Here is a 19411-nt window from a genome sequence, read left to right on the forward strand (position 1 = left end):
CATAATCAAACAGTACCAGCCGCTGCCCTGTTCAACATGTGGCAGAGTGAATCGGCCTAACAAAAAGTCAGGTCAATTCAGGAGGACGGGTATAAGAATTTTTCCGAGTATTTGCTGCTCAGCCAAGCTCTTCTGAGGCATTTGACTGACCGAGTTTGTACCGGCCAGCCGGGCACAAAGCGCGGGCCCTCTTCAAATGGTGATGCAAGATGAGCTTTGATATTTCTGGGCTGACCAGCCACGAGCAGGTCGCAGCAATCTACGTGGCGTACTTCGATCGTGCGCCGGATCCAGCCGGTCTGGCGTTCTGGGTGTCCAAACTGGACGCTGGGTTGATGTCGCTGGCACAAATCGCGACGGCTTTTGCAGACACCGCGGAAGCAAAAACGATTTTCCCGTTTCTTGGTGATCCGGAAGTTGATGGTGCTTCAGCGTTCATTGACAGCATCTACATTAATCTCTTCGGCCGCATTCCTGATGAAGTGGGCAAGGCGTTCTGGCAGGAGGTCCTGGAAGTCGGTGCGGTTCCGCTTGGTGAGTTTATTCTCGCGGTTCTGATTGGCGCGCAGGATGTTGATGGCAGCACGCAAGATCAAAACCGTACCGAAGCGAAAATTGCAGTTGCGCTTGATTTTGCGCGAGACGCTGAAATCGCCGGGGTTGGGATCGACGGGAACCCAATCGCCCAGGAGATCGACGGGGAGCTTGTTGTTTTCAATGCGGCTGCGTTCAATTTTGCATCCTTGGTTCTTAATGAGGTCAGCGAAGATTTAGGAACCGTGAACGCGGCGCAAGATGAGACAGATATTTTCTTTGCACGCGTAGTAGCGCCACAACCACCCGTGCAACCGGAGCCCGAGCCGCAACCGGAACCGGAGCCCCAGCCGGAACCCGAACCCGAGCCACAACCGGAACCCGGGCCCCAGCCACAACCGGAGCCCCAGCCGCAACCGGAGCCCCAGCCGGAGCCGGAGCCGCAGCCGGAACCCGAGCCGGAGCCGCAGCCGGAACCGGAGCCCCAGCCGCAGCCGGAACCCCAGCCGCAGCCTCCAGCGGTCACAGCACCGACCGTCTTGATCACGGACAACAAAGCGGCGGCTGTGAATGCGAGTGACGCAGCTTCAGGGGCGATTACGTTCACATTCACCTTCAGCGAGCCGGTGACCGGGTTTGTGGTGGATGATGTCACTGTGATCAACGGCACCCCAGGTGTGTTCTCTGAAAGCGAAGTAGAAGGTGAAATCGGGAGGGTTTTCACACTGGTCGTGACGCCTGACGCAGAGCTTGAAGGCGAAGTGACTGTGTCTGTTGCAGCCGGCGTCGCGCAAGACGCCGCTGGGGACCCGAATGCGGCTGCGACGGACAATGTCCAGGTGGTTGATTTGATTGTCCCGGCCGCGCCGACCATCGATGTCTCGACAACTTCCGACAAGGGTGAGAGTGACACGGACAATCTGAGCAATGTGAAGACGCCTGCCGTTGAGGTGACACTTCCCAGGGAAGGATCGCTTGCTGTCGTCGGCGATGTGGTGAAACTCTTCTCCGGGAAAGCGGAGGTTGGTTCGGCTACACTGACGGAGACTGATATCGACGCAGGGCTCGTGTCGATCACAAGCAGTGATCTTGGCGAAGACGGTGAAAAGTCCCTGTCAGCGACGATCACGGATGCCGGCGGAAATGTCAGCCTTGCTTCAGATGCATTGATTTACACCCTCGACACTGTTCAGCCCACGCTTGTCATCACCGATAATTATCCCGGCGCTGTTAAATGGCAGGAAGAACAGATTGCTGTCCGATATACCTTTACCTTCGACACGCCGGTGACCGGGTTTGGTGTAGAAGACATTACGGTTGTGAATGGTTCCAAGGGGCTCTTCAGCCCGAGTGAAATCCAAGGCGAAGAGGGATTGGTCTACACGCTGCTCGTTGGTCCCAGCACGAACCTTGTCGGGGACATCACCGTTTCCGTTGCTGCAGGTGTAGCGCAAGATGCATCGGGCAATGGCAACGCAGCAGCCACGGACAATGTCCAGGTGGTGGACCTAGTTGTGCCTGCCGCTCCGACCATTGATGTTGTGACAACATCGGACAGTGGCGGAAGCGAGACTGACAATCTGAGCAATGTGAAGACACCGGTCATCGAAGTGACGCTTCCGACAACCGGGTCTTTGGCTGTGGTCGGAGATCAAGTGAAGCTGTTCTCGACAATCACAGAGGTCGGTACGGCAACGCTGACGGAACAAGATATTACTGCCGGCAAGCTGTTGATCACTGCAAGTGATCTTGGGGTCGATGGCGTAAAGTCCTTGACAGCAAGGGTCTACGATGGCGTCGGAAATCCGAGCCTGCCCTCAAATACCGTCTCCTACACACTGGATACCACGGCGCCCACGGTCACGATCACCGATGACAAATCCGCAACCGTGACACTTGCTGACACGAATGCTGGTGCGATCACCTACACCGTCACTTTCAGTGAAGCCGTTACGGGGTTTTCGGCTGACGATGTTTCTGTGACCAATGGCACTAAGGGCACGTTCACACCGAGCGAAGTCGCGGGTGAAATCGGCAAGGTCTTCACCCTTGTTGTGACGCCGACTGCCGACTTGCAGGATGATATTACTGTGTCCGTTGCGGCAGACATTGCAGAAGATGCGGCCGGGAACACAAACACCGCAGCGGAAGATAACGTACAGGCTGTTGATCTTGTGACACCGGTCGGGCCAACATTTACTGTGAGGCCATCTCCGACAGATCCCCGCGCGGTGATTTTTACCTCAAGTGAAGGCGCAGATCTGCATTTTTCCCCTACCGCACCTTTTTTCGCTGCACTTGGGTACCTCTCGACTGGTGACACCGAAATTACATTCGGATTCACACGAACCGATCCAGGGGTTCCGCTCTTTGCAGAGCCTGCAAGTGGGGTGCGTCAAGCGATTACGTATGCAGGCCAGCCGGTCACACTTATCACCGCTGGAGAAAACACCGGAGTTCAAAACCTGACAGGGTTTTCCGGCGCTGATATCATCTTGGGCAATAACGTGGACAACGTTCTAATTGGCGGTGCCGGACCTGATGCAGTCATCGGTGGTAGTGCTGGCAATGACGCCCTGACTGGGGGCACAGGCGCAGACTATTTGGCTGGTTGGACTGGCGCGGATGTCTTTGTCCAAGGCTCAAGTGACAGCGTTGCGGCGACTGCCACCAGTGTTCTGGGCTCGCTTATTGATGCAAACGACACAATCACATTTGGAGACGGTGTTGATATAGTGATCGACTTTGTGGTTGGCACCGACCAGCTCGAAGTGGAAGTTGCTCCAAGCTCTAGTCTTATCGACCTTATCGGGAAAAGCGCTGACGCTTTGCCTCAGGGCGTCTTGGTTCAGCGGGGGGATTTCAACCAATCCACTGGTGCCTTTACGATCAACAGTTCGGGTAGTGATACTCTTGTGTTGCAGAACGGTTCTGGCACCAATGAAGATGATGTTCTTGGAACGAACAATTCTGCTGTGGTTTTGATCGGTGTATCCGATTTTTCGGAATCAAGCTTGGTTGCTCTTTCGTAAGCCGATATTTCAGAGGCCGCCTTCAGGCGGCCTTTTACACGCTTGGAGTACTGCAGGTCTTATCACGGCCCTAACACCCCCTACTTCCCTTCAATTTAGGCCCGGTGGTCGCCTTCGTGGCAGCGATGAGCAAGGTGTGCCGGTTCGGTGGACGTGAAGGAAGCAGATGATTGCGTCACATACCGGACACAAACGGGTGCTTTTCGTGGACTCTAGAGATGCGGGTCTAAGTGATTGCCTTTTATCGGTCAGGGCGCTCTTGGATAAACTCCGCAATGGCGGCGGTCAGGTCCACCGTCGTGACGTGTTGCGCCCATTCTTCAATCGCTTCTGCGGCCCAAGCGGCTGGGTCGCTGTTTTCGGCCAAGAGTTTGTCAATCTGCTCTGGTGAGTTTTCACCTCTGGCGGTCATGTGCTCGTAAGCTACTGCTACCGGGTCAGTCTCCCAAACCTCTGTCACGTCGCGGCCTCTCCCTTACGCAGCAACGCAGCCTCGTCGACATCTGGGCTCACCCGAACGATGATCCCTCCCAACACGATTTCCACCAGCGGCACGGCACTATCTGAAACACTGACCCGTTTCTGCTTGTTCAGAAAAGCTTTGCGCCACCCAAAGAGTTGCGGCGGTGAAATCCCGAGACTGCGGGCAAGAGCTGACACATTCACCCCGCGTTCCAGCGCCGCGGCAACAGCTCTCTCCTTGAACGCATCAGACCACCGCCGTCGCTCACCAATCGGCGCACCGTCAAAATGCTCTGCAACTGCTTCAATCAACTGTAAGTTACCAGTCGCAGGCATAGGCGTAGAACTAGTCGTAGACATGAAACCTCGGCGATCAGACCATCGCCAAACTCTTACCCCACAACAGAAAAGCCATTAACCCACGGCGTCGCCTTGCCGCTTACGCGCAGCGACAGAAGCGTGTGCTTACAGTTGGCAGACGTCATTCGGCCCTTTGCAGCCACTCGCTCTTCACCGCCCCCGCTGCGGTGCGGCCCGTCGAACCGGCCGTTCGCTGCAAGCGCGAAATCGAGCCTGCCGCGAAATGGTAGTGTGCGGACGTTGCAGACATTCGAATTAGGCACCCGGCCCGGGACAAGGGCGAAGCCCGCCGGGCCAGCGGCGGACCGTCCCGCCGGTCTGCCGCTTTGTCGACGCCAGTGCATAGTGCGAGCATCTCAGGCAAATGACGACCATAAAGTGGTTCGCGGATCTAATGGAGCGGCAAACCACGGTCCGCCGCTGGCCCTCTTCCTATGTGGGTGTGCAGCATCGCAAAGGGCTCGAAGCAGACTTGCGGCGGCGTAGCAGGCCCCACGCCCTGGCGCGCCAGGTCTGTGAGCGGCTTCGTACTTGGGCTCTAAGCCGTCCTGCATCGGCGCGGCGCGGGCAAGCCCCTGGTCGCTCTTTGCGCGACGTTAATTTCAGGTTTGTGCGGTCCTCCGAACCATGGCTTTGACCAGGAAAGTCTCGCCATGGCGAGACTTTTTGCGCATCCCGACGCGCCCACCGCTATATCCAAGTCATCGCCCATAAAGGAGAGACTTGCCCATGATGCCCCCGACCGCTGCCCTGGAGGCCCTAACCACTGCCCCGCTCATCCGCCTTGAAAACGTGCCGCGCAATGTCCCTGGCCTTTACCTGCTGCATGATCATGAGCAGGTCCCGCGCTACGTCGGCAAGACGATGAACCTGCGGCACCGGGTCTGGAGCAACCACTGTGCCGGGGATGAGAACAGCCACAAGTTCGTGGCGGCCTACAATGCCGGCCGTCTCTGGCACAGCAGGAAGAATGCCCTGAGCGACGCTGGGGACGGCAAGGTCGCCAAGGAGCTGCGGAAACTCCTGGCGCGGGAATTTTGCCGCGCCCGCGTCCTGCCTCTGCCGGCGATCAGCGAATACGACCTTGGTGTCCTGGAGGACAGGGTTCGGGCCATTGCGCCCGAACCGATGAATGACTGGAACGATATCAAGCAGATCCCGGCCATGGAGCCAGTGGAGCTGGTCGACAGGCTCCTAGATCAAATCGGCTGGACCGCGGATCAGCGCGCCAAACTCGATCGCCAGGCCGCCCGGTGGGCAACCTGGAAGACCGGAGAACGCGCAGCCGCATGAGGACAGCTCGGACTGGGCGTGCGCCGATCTGCCCCGGGCTCACCCGGGGCGGATGCCTGTTAGGCGAGGACCAGACCGACCGCGTTCTCGCGTCCGTCCCGGACGGACTGCGGGCTCGAACCGGTCATACGGCACTGCGGCTGGGCGCACACAGATCCCAAGGTGCGCTGTCAATCCCGGCCAAGAGTTGCCATCTTGCGACTGGAAGTCCTGCGGCAGCGCGGCATGTCAATCCAGTCATCGGCACGGTTTCCTTCAGCGGAAAACAACACTATTTTGGCGGAGAGACGGGGCAAAGCAGGATCGTCGACTAAGTCGATTGTCACATCAGAGACGAGTCTTGCACCTCACACTTGCCTGATTTCCGCATGACCAAGCCAACTTGGCCTAGGATCAGGCCTCTGAATAACATAAATGTAGAGGGCAAATCAGGCTCTCGAAACCAAACCATGTCCATCGCCGTCAATCCTGAAATCCTCATTTGGGCACGTCAATCCGCCGGATTTGACGTTGAGAATGCGGCACGCAAATTGGGCTTCGGCGACTCGTCGAAAAGCACGGCTGCCGAGAAGCTCGCTGCTATGGAAGCTGGCGAGAAGCAGCCTACCCGCAACCAATTGGCCAAGTTCGCAAACGTCTACAAACGGCCGCTGATCACCTTTTACTTGGCCGAACCGCCAAAGACTGGTGAACGCGGCCAGGATTTTCGCCAAACACCGGATGCACGTGGTCAACGTGACAACGGCATGTTGGACGCGCTTTTGCGTGATGTGAAAGCCCGGCAAGAACTCGTGCGCGATATCCTTCTTGATGAAGAGGACTTCGAAGCTCCTGATTTTGTAGGATCGGCGGACATCGGCCTTGGCGTCGGCAAGGTGGTCGAGATGATTTCAAATGCCTTGGCATTTGATCACACCGACATTTCCTTGCGGAAGGGTGATGCAAGTGCCTTATTTGGAAGGCTTCGCGCTGCAGCGGAAGACGCGGGGGTCTTCGTCCTCGTGCTTGGTGATTTGGGCCACCACACACTCTCAATTGGTGCCGATGTTTTTCGCGGGTTTGCTATTGCCGACCCTGTGGCACCCTTTGTGGTGATCAACGCAAAAGACGCGCGCCCCGCACGGGCATTTACGCTGATTCACGAGCTCGCCCATGTTTTCCTTGGTCAAACCGGTGTGAGCGGCAGTGTCTCTACGGAGCAGCCGACGACAGATAACGCCAAGATTGAGCGATTTTGCAACGATGTGGCCGGCGAATTTCTTTTGCCGGAGGGGTACTTTCGCAAGGGCGGAGTCAAATTTGGCGCCAACGACATCGAAGCCGCTCGCGGCTGCATCGATCTTATCGCTAGTCGCTGGTCGGTCAGTGAACCGATGGTGGCCTATCGTTTTCAACGCACCGGGGAATTGACCAGCGGGGCTTATCAAACCTTGCGCCAAGAGTACCACCAGAGGTGGTTGGCCAACGTTAAGAAAGAAAAGGCCAAGCAAAAAGAAAATAACAGTGGCCCTTCGGGCTACGTTATCAAGTACCACAATCTTGGTCATGCGCTGGTCGATGTCGTGCAACGCAATATCAAAGAACGCAACTTGACCCACACCAATGCCGCGCGGTTGCTTGGTGCCAAAGCCATTTCCATACCGGGATTTCTCAACTTCGTAGAGAGTGTCAGGCGGAAGAATGTGCAGGGCAATGGCCATGTCTCATGATGTATCTGCTCGACGCCAACACGCTTATTGAGGCCCATGAAACCTTCTATCCGGTCGATAGGGTGAAGCCTTTCTGGGATTGGGTGCAAGCTCAGGCAGAAGCCGGCTCCATCAAGATGCCTTGGGAGGTTCACGAAGAATTCACTGGCGATGGCCTTCACGTTCAATGGATCAATGATCCAGATGTAAAAGCGGCTCTGATCCTTGATGAGGAAGTCAATCCCGAGCTGATCCAACAAGTTATTAATGAAGGATATCAGGGGACCGATCCGGCCTTCAATGACATAGAGCATAGCAAGTATGGCAAGGACCCATTTCTGGCTGCCTACGCACTCGTTGATCCGACTAACCGAACGGTGGTGACGCGCGAGAGGTCAAAGCGGTCCAAGCGTCTTGGATCAACAAAGTTGCCGGATGCATGTGACGATCTCGGGGTCAAGTGGGTCGATGACTTCCAACTCTATCGAGAGTTGAACTTCACGGTGACCTAAGAGCTGCCTCAATGCGATATCATAGTATCGTGAGCAGCGACTTTGAGTGTGGTGGAGCTTCGAGGCCAAAGTCTGCTTTCGTAATGGTGCGAAAAGCGATTGCGTCTGCAGCGAAAGGCAACTTCCCGCCCTCCTTGACTGATGCTGCAATCGCACTGATTGACCGACTCAGCCGCAAGGTTCGACGGTACGTCACGTGTTCGTTAGCCAGATAGCCAGTTCATGGGTGAATTTTGCCGCAGGCTCCCTTTCTATTCCCCGGCTAACCGTTACCAACAGCGTTGCTTGCAGCTCAAAGCCTAAAGGTGCCAAAAGTGTCCAAGGCGACCAGAGCCACGATAATAATTATTTTATATCAATAACTTGAGAGGATATTAAATAGAATGCAAAAATAAGACTTGACACGGTGCGCAGCAAAAAATGCCGTTTCGCGCACTCATATGCCCCATCTACACACAGGAAGAGAGTTGGCGACCCCGCCAGGACTTGAACCCGGAACCTAGCGCTTAGAAGGCGCTTGCTCTATCCAGTTGAGCTACGGGGCCGTGACGCCGTGATAACGGTTCGGAAAACGGTTCGCAACGCGCCCCGAAAAGCCTACCCGCCTGTTTCCTCTCCTCTTTCTGGCCCCAGACCCGCCGATTAGAAGTCAGCTGCTCTATCCAGTTGAGCTAAGGGACCGCTGCGCGCTTTTTGCAGACTTTGGCCCATCGGGGCAAGAGAGCGTCAGAGGGTTCGGGTCATAAAAACGCTGAGCGGGTCATTGAGATACCCCGCGAAGGGCGGGCAGAGCGTAAAGCCGTGGCGGGCGTAGAGACGGCGGGCCGGCGCGAAGGGGGCTTCCGATCCTGTCTCGAGGCTCATGCGCGCCATTCCCAATGTTTTCGCCTGAACAAGTATGTGCTGCAGCAGGGCCGCCGCCACGCCCCTGCCCCGTGCTTCGATCCGGGTGTGCATGGATTTGAGCTCGCAATGCCCGTCCTCCAGAGGCTTGATCGCCGCAATGCCAAGCGTGCCGGTGTCGTCGCGCAGCGCGTAGACCCGGGCACCCGCCGCGAAAAGATCGTCGGCGCTCATGACGTGGCAACTTTCCGACGGGGTCTGGGCGCGCATCATCTCCTGATGGCGGTTCACCAGTTCGGCCACGTCCCATGTCAGCGCGACAACGGGATCAATACGGAAGGTGCTCAGGTTTCGAGGAGCGGGATCCTGTCCGAGGATATCGTTCTGCATCACCACGCCGCCTCCCTGCCCTTGCTCCGTCCCAAGGTTTCCGCAAACCGCGCGATGTTGCAAGCCAAAGCCCCCTTTTTCGAGGGTAGGAACACGGATTTGCCCGACCTTAATGCAGGTCTGCGGTCAGGATCGGATCAACCGGTGACCGGGACGGTCCCCGACAGGTCTGACGCGAGGCGCGTGACCTGCGAAAGGCTGTTCAGGCTGTAGGTCAGGTCGATCAGGCCGGCGGGCACTGACGTGGCCGCCGCAAGCGCCTCGGGCAGGTCGATGCCCACCTCCGTCACCATGACGCGCACCGCCGTGGCAAGATCGAGATCCGCGCCCGCAAGGGTGCCATCCTCAAGCGTCAGCCGCCCGTCATGGCGCCGGATCACGCGTCCGCCCAGTTCGAATTCCGTGGCATCCGATCCGGCGACAGCCATCGCATCGCTCACCAGATAGATGCGGCCCGGGCCGGTCTTGGCCGTCCAGGCGGCGCGGATCGTGGCGGGGTGTACGTGCACCGCATCGGCAATCAGACCGGCGGACACTGTTCCGCAGGCCAAGGCCGCCCCCACCAGACCCGGTTCGCGATTGCCGAGTTGGCTCATCGCGTTGAAGAGATGGGTCACGCAGCGCGCACCGGCGTCCATGTAGCGTCGGCAGGTCGCATAATCCGCATCGCTGTGCCCCAGTGCCACGAGAATGCCCGCAGCGGCCATGGTGGCGACCTGATCCTCGGTCACGGATTCCGGCGCAACCGTCATCTTGAGCACCGGGATCGTCCGCTTCGCATCGAGCAGGGCGTCAAGGTCCGCCTGTGCCATCGGCCGGATGAGCGCTGCGTCATGCGCACCTTTCCGTGCGACCGACAAATGCGGCCCTTCGAGATGCAGGCCCGCAATGCCCGGCACGCCTTCGCGCAACGCCTCGGCTGTGGCCGCGACCGCGGCGCGGGTCGTTTCAGGTGTATCGGTGATGAGCGTCGGCAGAAAAGCCGTCACCCCGAGAGCGCGATGCGCTTCGGCCATCCGACGCAGCGTGGCAACGGACGGATCGGCGTTGAAGAGGATGCCACCACCACCGTTGACCTGCAGATCGACGAAGCCGGGAAACAGGATGTCGCCCGCGAGGTCGATATCCGTGCCGTGCCGAGGGATCTCGGCCTCTGGCCCAAGCTGCACAAGCTGTCCGTTCTCGTACTGCGCGACGTGGCCGTCGAGACAGCGCGCACCATCAAAAATGCGCCCGTTCCGGAATGTCAGAGTGTCCCCGGTCATACCGTTTCCGTGACCTTCTTCAGATGACGCGGTGCGTCAGGGTCGATCCCGCGCGCCAAGGCCACCTGTTCGACCATCGCATAGAAAGACACGATGGCGGCAATGGGATCACAGAGCCAGTGCCCGGTGCGGATATGGGGCAGCCGCGACGCGCGCGTCGCCCTGTCCGTGACGGCAAAGACCCGCGCGCCCATGTCGGCCAGAGCATCTGCGGTTTCGGCCAGCGTGCTTTCGGCCTTGTCTCGGGCGGCAAAGGCGATCACCGGAAAATCGCTGCCAACAATGGACACGGGCCCATGCAACACCTCTGCCGAGGAGTAGCTTTCGGCATGGATCAGACAGGTCTCCTTGAACTTGAGCGCGGCCTCATTGGAGATCGCCCATGACGGGCCGCGCCCGATGGTGAACAGCGACCTGCCGTCCATGGCCTCTGCCGCTGCCGACCAGTCGCAGGTCGTGGCCTGATCCAGACTGTCGGGCAAGGCGCGGATTGCGGCGACGAGTTCGCTGTCCTGTGCGATTTCGGCCAGGAACCACAGCCCCGCCACCAACGAGGTCACGAAGGTCTTGGTGGCGGCGACGCTCAATTCGGGCCCGGCATGAATGGGCAAGGTCGCCTTTGCGGTTTGCGCCAAGGGAGAGCCTGCATCGTTGGTGATGGCGACCGTGAAGGCGCCGTTGGCGCCCAGCGCTTCGGTCATCCGCACGATGTCGGGGCTTTGCCCGGATTGCGACACCGACAGGCCCACCGCGCCGCGCGCGTCGAGATCGACACCGTAGATCGAATTCACGGACGGACCGACCGAGGCCATGGGACGGCGGAGCAACAGTTCGGCTGCGTATTTCAGGTATGTGGCGGCATGGTCAGACGATCCGCGTGCCACGGAAATGAAGAAGCGCGGATCGGTGGCGCGCGCGGTGCTGGCCGCAGTTTCGATGGCCGTTCCGCCCGCGCTCAGCAGGCGGTCGACCGCCGCGGGGATCTCGCGCACTTCCTGGTGCATCAGTGTCGGTTTGGAAGACATGTCTGTCAGCCTTTCGGTCAGAGGCGCAGTTCAGCCACGAAATCGTAGGCGTCACCGCGATAAAGGGATCGGGTCAGTTCAGCGACCCGGCCGCTTGGCAAGTAGGATGTGCGTTCGATCGACAGGCCCGCCGCGCCTTCGGGGACGTTCAGCAGATCGGCCTCACGGGGTTCGAGATTGATGGCCGAGATCTTCTGCACTGCGCGTACGGGGCGCACCTCTCTTCGGCCCAGCACCTCGTAGAGCGAGGTGGTCACTTCCAACGGGTTCGGCAGAATGTCGAGCGGCAGCGACGCACGTTCGAGCGCCATCGGACGACCACCGGCTTCGCGCAACCGGTAAATGCGCGCGACTTCGGCCCCATCAGCCAGACCCAGCGCCTGAACTTCGTCAGGCGTCGGCAGAAAGACCCCCCGTTCGAGCCAGCGTGACGAGGTGTCCAGACCCCGCCGCGCCATGTCTTCGGTGAACGAGGTCAGATGAGAGAGCGATTGCTCCATCCGGTTCATGCGTTCTCGGATAAAGGACCCGGACCCCTGACGCTGCTCGATCAGGCCCTCGCGCACCAGTTCCTGAATGGCCTTGCGAACAGTCACGCGGGAAAGCTCGGTGATCTCGGCAATCTCGCGCTCGGGAGGAAGCGAGGAATTGGGTGCAAGCACACCGCTTTCGATGCCGCTCTCCAGACGCTGACGCAGTTGCACGTAACGCGGGCCGCCGCTTTCACCCAGCCAGCCCTCGGGGCGCAGGAAGTCGACAACGCTCATGAGGCGATCTCCTCGGCCAGATCCTGCGCCAGCTGCAGCGCGCCGGTCAGCGGTTCGCCGGCAGGCGCGAAGATGTCCGCGCGCATCGGCTCGGGCAGGTAGGGTTCGAACTGCGGGCCTGTCCCGCCGGTCAGGCAGATCGCCAAGCCCGGTCGCCAGCCAATCAGAGGAAGGCTGCGGGCGATTTCGGCCGCGCCGGACTGCATGACCCCGACAGCCAGCGCATCCCCCCCTTGCGCCTTGGCCGTCACGAGCGGCGCAAGCGTGCCAAACTCCACCGGGCGCGCGGTGCCTGCGAATTTGACGATCCCCGCAGAACCGCCAAAACGGTCAAGCAACTCTTGCGCCAACAGTGTATGCGGGATGCGTCCGTCCACCGTTTCCAGCGTACGAGCCAAAGCGATCCGCCCGATCCACTGCGCCGAGGCTTCGTCGCCCAGAATCGATCCCCAGCCCCCGGAGAACCGCATCTCACCGGCGATCCGCGAACCGTAGAACGACCCCGTGCCACAATGTGCAATGACGCCATCCCGGTCGCCCAACGCGCCACGCAGGGCCGCCGGCCGGTCATCGTCGATCCGGATGTGATGGAACGGCATGGCCCGCTTCAGACGGTCGGCGATCTCCGGACCGGTGATTCCCGCCAAGCCGAAGAAGGCGGGAATGTCGGACCATGCAGAAGGGTCCAGACCCAGCTTGGCCGCAAGCGCATCCAGCCCCTGCCGGATCTGCCATACGCTTCCATCAAAATCAGTGGAGACATTTGCAGAGCCGGTTTCCACAGTCACAACCTCGTCCGCCCGCCGCACAGCGATCCGGCATCGCGTGCCGCCGCCGTCGATGGCCAAAACCCTGATGTGGTGCGCCTGCGTCATGGCAATACCTATACAATACCTATTTTTCGATTAAAAGGCCAAATGCAACCAAAGCGAGGCGCAAGCCACGGTCAATAAGGCCAATCCAGCAACATCGACAGTGGAAAAAAGAAATTCTGGACAAAAGGTATTACAATGGTACTTTCATCGTGACCTCAGGGGGAATCACATGGTCACGGCAGAAACCGAAGCATTGCACGCACAGGCGCAGGGGATCGATGCGATCCCTCGCGAAGACGCGGCGCTGGTCTTGGCAAACGGCCAGATCGCGGCAGCAACGGCGGTGCGTGCGGTGGCCGGGGATATCGCAAGCGCCGCGACAGCGCTTGCCGAAACGCTGCGGCGGGGAGGCACGCTGCATTATGTGGCAGCCGGCTCCTCGGGCCTGATGGCCGCCGCCGACGCGCAGGAACTGGGCGGGACCTTCTCGATCCCGGCCGCGCAGTTGCGCATCCACATGGCGGGCGGCCTGCCCACCGGCGTCGAGATGCCCGGCGACACCGAAGACGACACGCAGAGCCTTGCCGATGCCCTGTCCGGGCTTGGACCGGATGACGCGATCATTGCTGTCTCTGCCAGTGGGACCACGCCCTACACGCTTGAAGCGGTGCGGATCGCCAAGTCTGCAGGTGCACGGATCATCGCAATCGCCAACAATGCCGGAGCGCCGCTGCTGCTGGCCTCGGATCATCCGATCCTGCTGGCCACGCCGCCGGAAGTCCTGTCAGGATCGACGCGGATGGGCGCTGGAACGGCCCAGAAGATTGCGCTGAACATGCTGTCCACACTGATGGCGATGGAGCTGGGTCACGTGCATGACGGCATGATGGTCAACCTGCGGGCCGACAACATCAAACTGCGGGCACGCGCTATGGGGATGGTGGCGCGGATCGCGGGCGTGACGGATGACGCCGCGCGCGCGGCCCTCGAAACCACCGACGGAGACGTCAAACTGGCCATACTGGTCGCAGCCGGTCAAACGCCGGGTGCGGCCCGGACCCTTCTTCGCACAACCGAAGGAAACCTGCGCGCAGCATTGGCGCAGATCAACTGAACAAAACGGGAGGACCACATGACACGCACTACACTCAGACTGGCCTTGTTGACCACGGCGCTCGTGGCGACGGGGGCGCAGGCGCAGGACGTCACGCTGACCATCGAAAGCTGGCGCAACGATGACCTGACGCTGTGGCAGGACAAGATCATTCCGGCCTTCGAAGCCAAGAACCCGGGTATCAAGGTGAACTTCACCCCGTCCGCCCCGGCCGAATACAATGCCGTCCTGAACTCCAAACTCGACGCAGGCTCGGCGGGCGACCTCATCACCTGCCGCCCCTTCGACGCGTCCCTCGCGCTTTACGAGGCGGGCCACCTGGAAGACCTCAGCGATCTCGACGCAATGGACAATTTCTCGGACGTGGCCAAGTCGGCCTGGCAGACAGATGATGGATCGGCCACGTTCTGCGTGCCGATGGCGTCGGTGATCCATGGTTTCATCTACAACAAGGACGCGTTCGCCGAACTGGGTCTCGAAGTTCCGGAAACCGAAGACGAATTCTTTGCCGCTTTGGACGCGATCAAGGCCGACGGCAGCTACATCCCGATGGCCATGGGCACCAATGACCAGTGGGAAGCGGCCACGATGGGCTACAACAACATCGGCCCGAACTACTGGAAAGGCGAAGAAGGTCGCCTTGCGCTGATCGCCGGTGAGCAGAAGCTGACGGACGAGCCCTGGGTTGCGCCCTATGCGACGCTGGCCCGCTGGGCGGATTATCTTGGCGACGGCTACGAGGCGCAGACCTATCCCGACAGCCAGAACATCTTCACCCTTGGCCGCGCCGCGATCTACCCGGCCGGGTCCTGGGAAGTGTCGGGCTTCAACAACCTTGCCGATTTCGAGATGGGCGCGTTCAAGCCGCCGGTGAAAGCGGCGGGCGACACCTGCTACATCTCGGACCACACGGATATCGGGATCGGCATGAACGCCGCCACCGACAATCCCGAAGCGGCAAAGACGTTCCTCGCCTGGGTCGCCAGCCCGGAATTCGCCGAGATCTTCGCAAACGCGCTGCCGGGCTTCTTCCCGCTGTCGTCGACACCGGTCGAAATCTCCGATCCGCTGGCAGCAGAATTCGTGAGCTGGCGTCAGGAGTGCGAAAGCACGATCCGCTCGACCTATCAGATCCTGTCGCGCGGCACACCCAACCTCGAGAACGAGACCTGGGGCGCGTCGGTCGCCGCCATCAAAGGCACCTCGTCCCCCGAAGAGCTGGGCCAGAAGCTGCAGGACGGCCTCGCCAGCTGGTACGAACCGCAGCAGTAAGCCATCGCGCTGCACTTGGATCCGGGCAGACCACCTTTGCCCGGATCCCGATTGCCCGGAGATTGACCCATGAAACGAGCCCGTATCCGCTGGCATATCCCTGTTTTTCTGGCCCCCGCGGTGATCGTCTACACCGCCGTCATGATTTTCCCGCTGTTCAACACGCTGCGCCTCGCGCTCTATACGCGGATCGAGCAGGATCGCGTGTTCGTGGGGCTCGATAATTTCCGCACGCTGTTCTTCGATCCGATCTGGGCGGACCAATTCTGGAACGCCTTGGGCAACAATTTCTGGTTCTTCCTGATCCATATGCTGGTCCAGAACCCGATCGGTATTGCGCTGGCTGCCCTTCTCAGCCATCCGCGTCTGCGTTTTGCCGCACTCTACCGGTCGGCCATCTTCATCCCGACGATCCTGTCCTTCGTCATCGTCGGCTTCGCCTGGAAGCTGATCCTGTCGCCGATCTGGGGCATCGCCCCCGGCATGCTGGATTGGGTGGGGCTGAAATCGCTCTACGCGCCCTGGCTTGGCCGCGAGGAATATGCGCTGACGACGCTGGCTCTGATCTCGGTCTGGCAATTCGTCGGCATCCCGATGATGCTGATCTACGCCGCCCTTCTGACGATCCCCGAGGACATCCTCGAAGCGGGTGAAGTGGATGGCATCACCGGAATGGCGGCGTTCTGGAAGATCAAGCTGCCGCTGATCCTGCCATCGATCGGGATCATCTCGATCCTGACCTTTGTCGGCAACTTCAACGCGTTCGACCTGATCTACGCGGCCCAAGGCGCGCTCGCCGGGCCTGATTTCTCGACCGATATCCTCGGCACCTTCATGTACCGAACGTTCTTTGGCTTCCAGCTTCAGCTGGGTGATCCGCATATGGGGTCGGCCATCGCGGGTGCCATGTTCACCATCATCCTGATCGGCGTCTGCATCTACCTTTTCGGAATCCAGACCCGCATCCGCCGCTACCAGCTCTGAGGACCTGACCGATGAACACGGCCCGTTCGAACCCGATCAATACCGTGATGATGCACGGCGCGCTGATCCTCTACACGGTGATTGCGCTTTTCCCGGTTTTCGTCATCCTCATCAACAGCTTCAAGGAACGGCGGTCGATCTTCCGCGAGCCGCTGGCGCTGCCCGATTCCGAAAGTTTCTCGACCATCGGGTACGAGACCGTGATGAAACAGGGCGATTTCGTCCTCTATTTCCAGAATTCGATGATCGTCACGGTCGCTTCGTTGTTCTTCATCCTGCTCTTCGGAGCGATGGCGGCCTATGCCCTGAGCGAATACCGTTTTCGCGGCAACATGCTTATGGGGCTCTATCTGGCGCTTGGGATCATGATCCCGATCCGCATCGGCACGGTGGCCATCCTCGAGATGATGGTGGCAACCGGCTTGGTGAACACGCTCTGGGCCTTGATCCTCGTCTATACCGCGCAGGGCCTGCCGCTGGCCGTCTTCATCCTGAGCGAATTCATGCGGCAGATCTCGGACGACCTCAAGAACGCGGGACGGATCGACGGGTTGAGCGAATACACGATCTTCTTCCGCCTTGTTCTGCCGCTGGTGCGCCCGGCGATGGCAACCGTCGCCGTCTTCAACATGATCCCGATCTGGAACGACCTGTGGTTCCCGTTGATCCTCGCTCCGGCGGAAGAGACAAAGACGCTCACTCTTGGATCGCAGGTCTTCATCGGACAGTTCGTGACCGACTGGAATGCCGTGCTTTCGGCGCTGTCGATGGCGATCCTGCCGGTGCTCGTGCTTTACGTGATTTTCTCGCGGCAATTGATCCGGGGTCTGACATCGGGAGCCGTCAAATGATCCGGGTTCTGATCGCAGGTCTGGGCAACATGGGATTGAGCCACGCGCTCGCGCATCACGCACACCCGGAGGCCGACATCGTGGGCCTAGTCAACAGAAGCGGCCGGGTCGATCATCCCGATCTGGCCGGATACCCGGTCTATACCGATTTTGCCGAGGCCCTGACCGCAACCCAGCCCGATCTTGCGGTGATCGCCACCTATACCGACACACATGCCGATTACGCCATCGCGGCGATGCAGGCCGGTGCGCATGTCTTTGTCGAAAAGCCGCTTGCCATGACCGTGGCCGACGCGCAGCGCGTGGTCGACACCGCACATCACACAGGGCGCAAGCTGGTGGTGGGTTACATCCTGCGGCACCACCCGTCCTGGATGCGGTTGATCGACGAGGCGCGTGCCCTGGGCGGACCCTACGTGTTCCGTCTGAACCTGAACCAGCAAAGCACGGGCGCCGCCTGGGAGGTGCACAAGACGCTGATGCAGACCACCTCGCCCATCGTGGATTGCGGGGTGCACTATGTCGATGTCATGTGCCAGATCACCGATGCCGCCCCTGTCCGCGTTCACGGGATGGGCCTCCGGCTGAGCGACGAGATCGCGCCGGATATGTATAATTACGGACAGTTCCAGGTGATCTTTGCCGACGGATCGGTCGGCTGGTACGAGGCCGGTTGGGGACCGATGATGTCCGAGACCGCGTTCTTCGTAAAGGACATCGTCAGCCCGAACGGGTCTGTGTCGATCACCGATGGCAACAAGGGGGCTTCCGCCGATATCGACGGCCACACCAAGGTCGGTGCCATCCTTGTCCATACTCCGGGCGCCGACCGGAGCATCGAGATGCCGGATGAACCCGGACATCAGGCGCTCTGCGACGCCGAACAGGCCTACATGCTGCGCACCATCGCCGAGGATATCGACCTGACGCGCCACATGAGCGATGCCGTCAGTTCGCTCGCCATCTGTCTTGCCGCCGATCAGAGCATCCGCACCGGCGCACCCATTTCGCTCGGGGAGACCCTGTCATGACCGCCTTGCTGCTCAACAGCGTGAACAAGTCCTTCGGAGAGGTCCATGTCCTGAAGGACATCAGCCTCGAGGTGATGGAGGGCGAATTTGTCGTCTTCGTCGGCCCGTCGGGCTGTGGAAAATCCACCCTGCTGCGCGTGATCGCAGGGCTTGAGGATGCCACATCCGGCGAGATCCGGATTGGCGGGACGCTGGTCAACACCACGCCCCCGTCGAAGCGTGGCATCGCCATGGTCTTTCAGAGCTACGCGCTCTATCCGCACCTCAACGTCCGCGGCAACATGACCCTCGCGCTCAAGCAGGAAGGCCAGCCCAAATCGGTCATCGAGGACCGCGTGCAAAAGGCGTCACGGATGCTGGACCTCGGCCCCTATCTCGACCGCTACCCGTCCGAGCTCAGCGGCGGACAGCGCCAGCGCGTGGCCATCGGACGTGCCATTGTCCGGGAGCCGAAGCTGTTTCTTTTCGACGAACCGCTGTCGAACCTCGACGCGGCGTTGCGGATGAACACGCGGATCGAGATTGCGGCGCTGCATCGGCAACTGGGGGCGTCGATGATATATGTCACCCACGACCAGACCGAGGCCATGACCCTGGCCGACAAGATCGTCGTGCTGCGCGACGGGCGGGTCGAGCAGATCGGCAGCCCGATGGAGCTTTACAACAATCCCGCCAACCAGTTCGTCGCAGGTTTCCTTGGGTCTCCGTCGATGAATTTCTTCCCCGGCGACCTGCTCACCGACGGCGACACACGGACAGTCGGCATTCGGCCCGAAGACCTGTTCCTGGCGGATGACGGCCCCCTCGCGGTGCGCGTGAGCCATGTCGAGCAGCTTGGCGGGGACACGAACATCATCGGTCATGCCGGGAATCACCAGATCACCGCCCGGCTGTTCGGTCAGCACGCCGTATCCCCGGGCGCCGACCTGCGGCTCGGCTTTCAGCCAGACCGCACCTACAGCTTCGACGCGACAGGCGCCCGGCTTGCGTGATCAGGCCGGGGTTTGGGCCGAGACATCGACACACGATGGCAAGGAGCCTGTGTCAGCGTCCGCGCGGTTGAGTAGACGCCATGTCGGCTGAGAACCGCAGGTCGATCGGGGCCAGATTGCCGCGCACACGCGTCGTAATCTGCTCAGTTTTGACTTCTTGGGAAAGTGGCAGCCCGTAGGG

Annotated in this window: 17 protein-coding genes and 1 tRNA gene; 10 read left to right on the forward strand and 8 right to left on the reverse strand. The window is 60.2% G+C overall.

Translation table 11 applies throughout. The features are described from left to right. The first annotated feature begins 209 nt into the window (after positions 1–209). On the forward strand, positions 210–3566 hold the full coding sequence (locus MRY75_RS09220; RefSeq protein ID WP_292307177.1) for an Ig-like domain-containing protein: 3357 nt from the start codon (positions 210–212) through the stop codon (positions 3564–3566). Positions 3567–3807: 241 nt separating this feature from the next. Here MRY75_RS09220 and MRY75_RS09225 read toward each other — a convergent pair whose 3' ends face one another. Together MRY75_RS09225 and MRY75_RS09230 are read right to left on the reverse strand one after the other, a co-directional pair. Then, positions 3808–3978: a hypothetical protein gene (locus MRY75_RS09225; protein WP_292307179.1), complete on the reverse strand. Its 171-nt coding sequence runs from the start codon at positions 3976–3978 to the stop codon at positions 3808–3810. 44 nt (positions 3979–4022) lie between these two features. Beyond that, positions 4023–4340, reverse strand: a complete 318-nt coding sequence (locus tag MRY75_RS09230) for a transposase (protein ID WP_292307181.1) — start codon at positions 4338–4340, stop codon at positions 4023–4025. Positions 4341–5117: 777 nt separating this feature from the next. Between MRY75_RS09230 and MRY75_RS09235 the strand changes: the two genes are divergently transcribed. From MRY75_RS09235 to MRY75_RS09245, 3 genes are all read left to right on the forward strand, one after another. Next, positions 5118–5681, forward strand: coding sequence for a hypothetical protein (locus MRY75_RS09235; protein ID WP_292307183.1), 564 nt, complete (start codon positions 5118–5120; stop codon positions 5679–5681). 449 nt (positions 5682–6130) lie between these two features. Further along, a complete protein-coding gene (locus MRY75_RS09240; protein ID WP_292307184.1) occupies positions 6131–7390 on the forward strand; it encodes an ImmA/IrrE family metallo-endopeptidase in 1260 nt (419 codons plus the stop codon). Next, positions 7387–7881: a DUF4411 family protein gene (locus MRY75_RS09245; RefSeq protein ID WP_292307186.1), complete on the forward strand. Its 495-nt coding sequence runs from the start codon at positions 7387–7389 to the stop codon at positions 7879–7881. Before MRY75_RS09240 ends, MRY75_RS09245 begins: the two co-directional genes overlap by 4 nt. A gap of 468 nt (positions 7882–8349) precedes the next feature. On the opposite strand, the gene MRY75_RS09250 is transcribed toward MRY75_RS09245, so the two are convergent. The 6 genes from MRY75_RS09250 to MRY75_RS09275 form a co-directional block, all read right to left on the reverse strand. Further along, positions 8350–8426, reverse strand: a tRNA-Arg gene (locus MRY75_RS09250). Between the two features lie 181 nt (positions 8427–8607). Continuing rightward, positions 8608–9114, reverse strand: coding sequence for a GNAT family N-acetyltransferase (locus MRY75_RS09255; protein ID WP_292307188.1), 507 nt, complete (start codon positions 9112–9114; stop codon positions 8608–8610). Between the two features lie 137 nt (positions 9115–9251). Further along, positions 9252–10379, reverse strand: coding sequence for an N-acetylglucosamine-6-phosphate deacetylase (gene nagA / locus MRY75_RS09260; protein WP_292307189.1), 1128 nt, complete (start codon positions 10377–10379; stop codon positions 9252–9254). Further along, positions 10376–11404: an SIS domain-containing protein gene (locus tag MRY75_RS09265; protein WP_292307191.1), complete on the reverse strand. Its 1029-nt coding sequence runs from the start codon at positions 11402–11404 to the stop codon at positions 10376–10378. The genes nagA and MRY75_RS09265 overlap by 4 nt, the downstream gene beginning before the upstream one ends. 17 nt (positions 11405–11421) lie before the next feature. Beyond that, entirely contained in the window at positions 11422–12171 is a 750-nt protein-coding gene (locus MRY75_RS09270) for a GntR family transcriptional regulator (RefSeq protein WP_292307193.1), read from the reverse strand. Then, entirely contained in the window at positions 12168–13046 is an 879-nt protein-coding gene (locus tag MRY75_RS09275; RefSeq protein ID WP_292307195.1) for a BadF/BadG/BcrA/BcrD ATPase family protein, read from the reverse strand. Before MRY75_RS09275 ends, MRY75_RS09270 begins: the two co-directional genes overlap by 4 nt. Positions 13047–13215: 169 nt before the next feature. Here MRY75_RS09275 and MRY75_RS09280 point away from each other — a divergent pair, with 169 nt between their 5' ends. From MRY75_RS09280 to MRY75_RS09305, 6 genes are all read left to right on the forward strand, one after another. Next, entirely contained in the window at positions 13216–14100 is an 885-nt protein-coding gene (locus MRY75_RS09280; protein WP_292307197.1) for an N-acetylmuramic acid 6-phosphate etherase, read from the forward strand. Between the two features lie 18 nt (positions 14101–14118). Further along, positions 14119–15372: an ABC transporter substrate-binding protein gene (locus MRY75_RS09285; protein WP_292307199.1), complete on the forward strand. Its 1254-nt coding sequence runs from the start codon at positions 14119–14121 to the stop codon at positions 15370–15372. A 69-nt stretch (positions 15373–15441) separates the two neighbouring features. Then, a complete protein-coding gene (locus tag MRY75_RS09290; protein ID WP_292307201.1) occupies positions 15442–16356 on the forward strand; it encodes a carbohydrate ABC transporter permease in 915 nt (304 codons plus the stop codon). A gap of 11 nt (positions 16357–16367) precedes the next feature. Further along, complete coding sequence (locus MRY75_RS09295; protein WP_292307202.1) at positions 16368–17207, forward strand: carbohydrate ABC transporter permease; 840 nt, start codon at positions 16368–16370, stop codon at positions 17205–17207. Then, the gene (locus MRY75_RS09300; protein WP_292307204.1) at positions 17204–18238 is read left to right on the forward strand and encodes a Gfo/Idh/MocA family oxidoreductase; all 1035 of its coding nucleotides are present in this window, start codon (positions 17204–17206) and stop codon (positions 18236–18238) included. The genes MRY75_RS09295 and MRY75_RS09300 overlap by 4 nt, the downstream gene beginning before the upstream one ends. Next, positions 18235–19230: an ABC transporter ATP-binding protein gene (locus tag MRY75_RS09305; RefSeq protein WP_292307206.1), complete on the forward strand. Its 996-nt coding sequence runs from the start codon at positions 18235–18237 to the stop codon at positions 19228–19230. The genes MRY75_RS09300 and MRY75_RS09305 overlap by 4 nt, the downstream gene beginning before the upstream one ends. Positions 19231–19411 lie beyond the last annotated feature (181 nt).

Origin of the sequence: Marivita sp., from assembly GCF_022763305.1 — a bacterium.
Classification (GTDB): Bacteria; Pseudomonadota; Alphaproteobacteria; order Rhodobacterales; family Rhodobacteraceae; genus Marivita.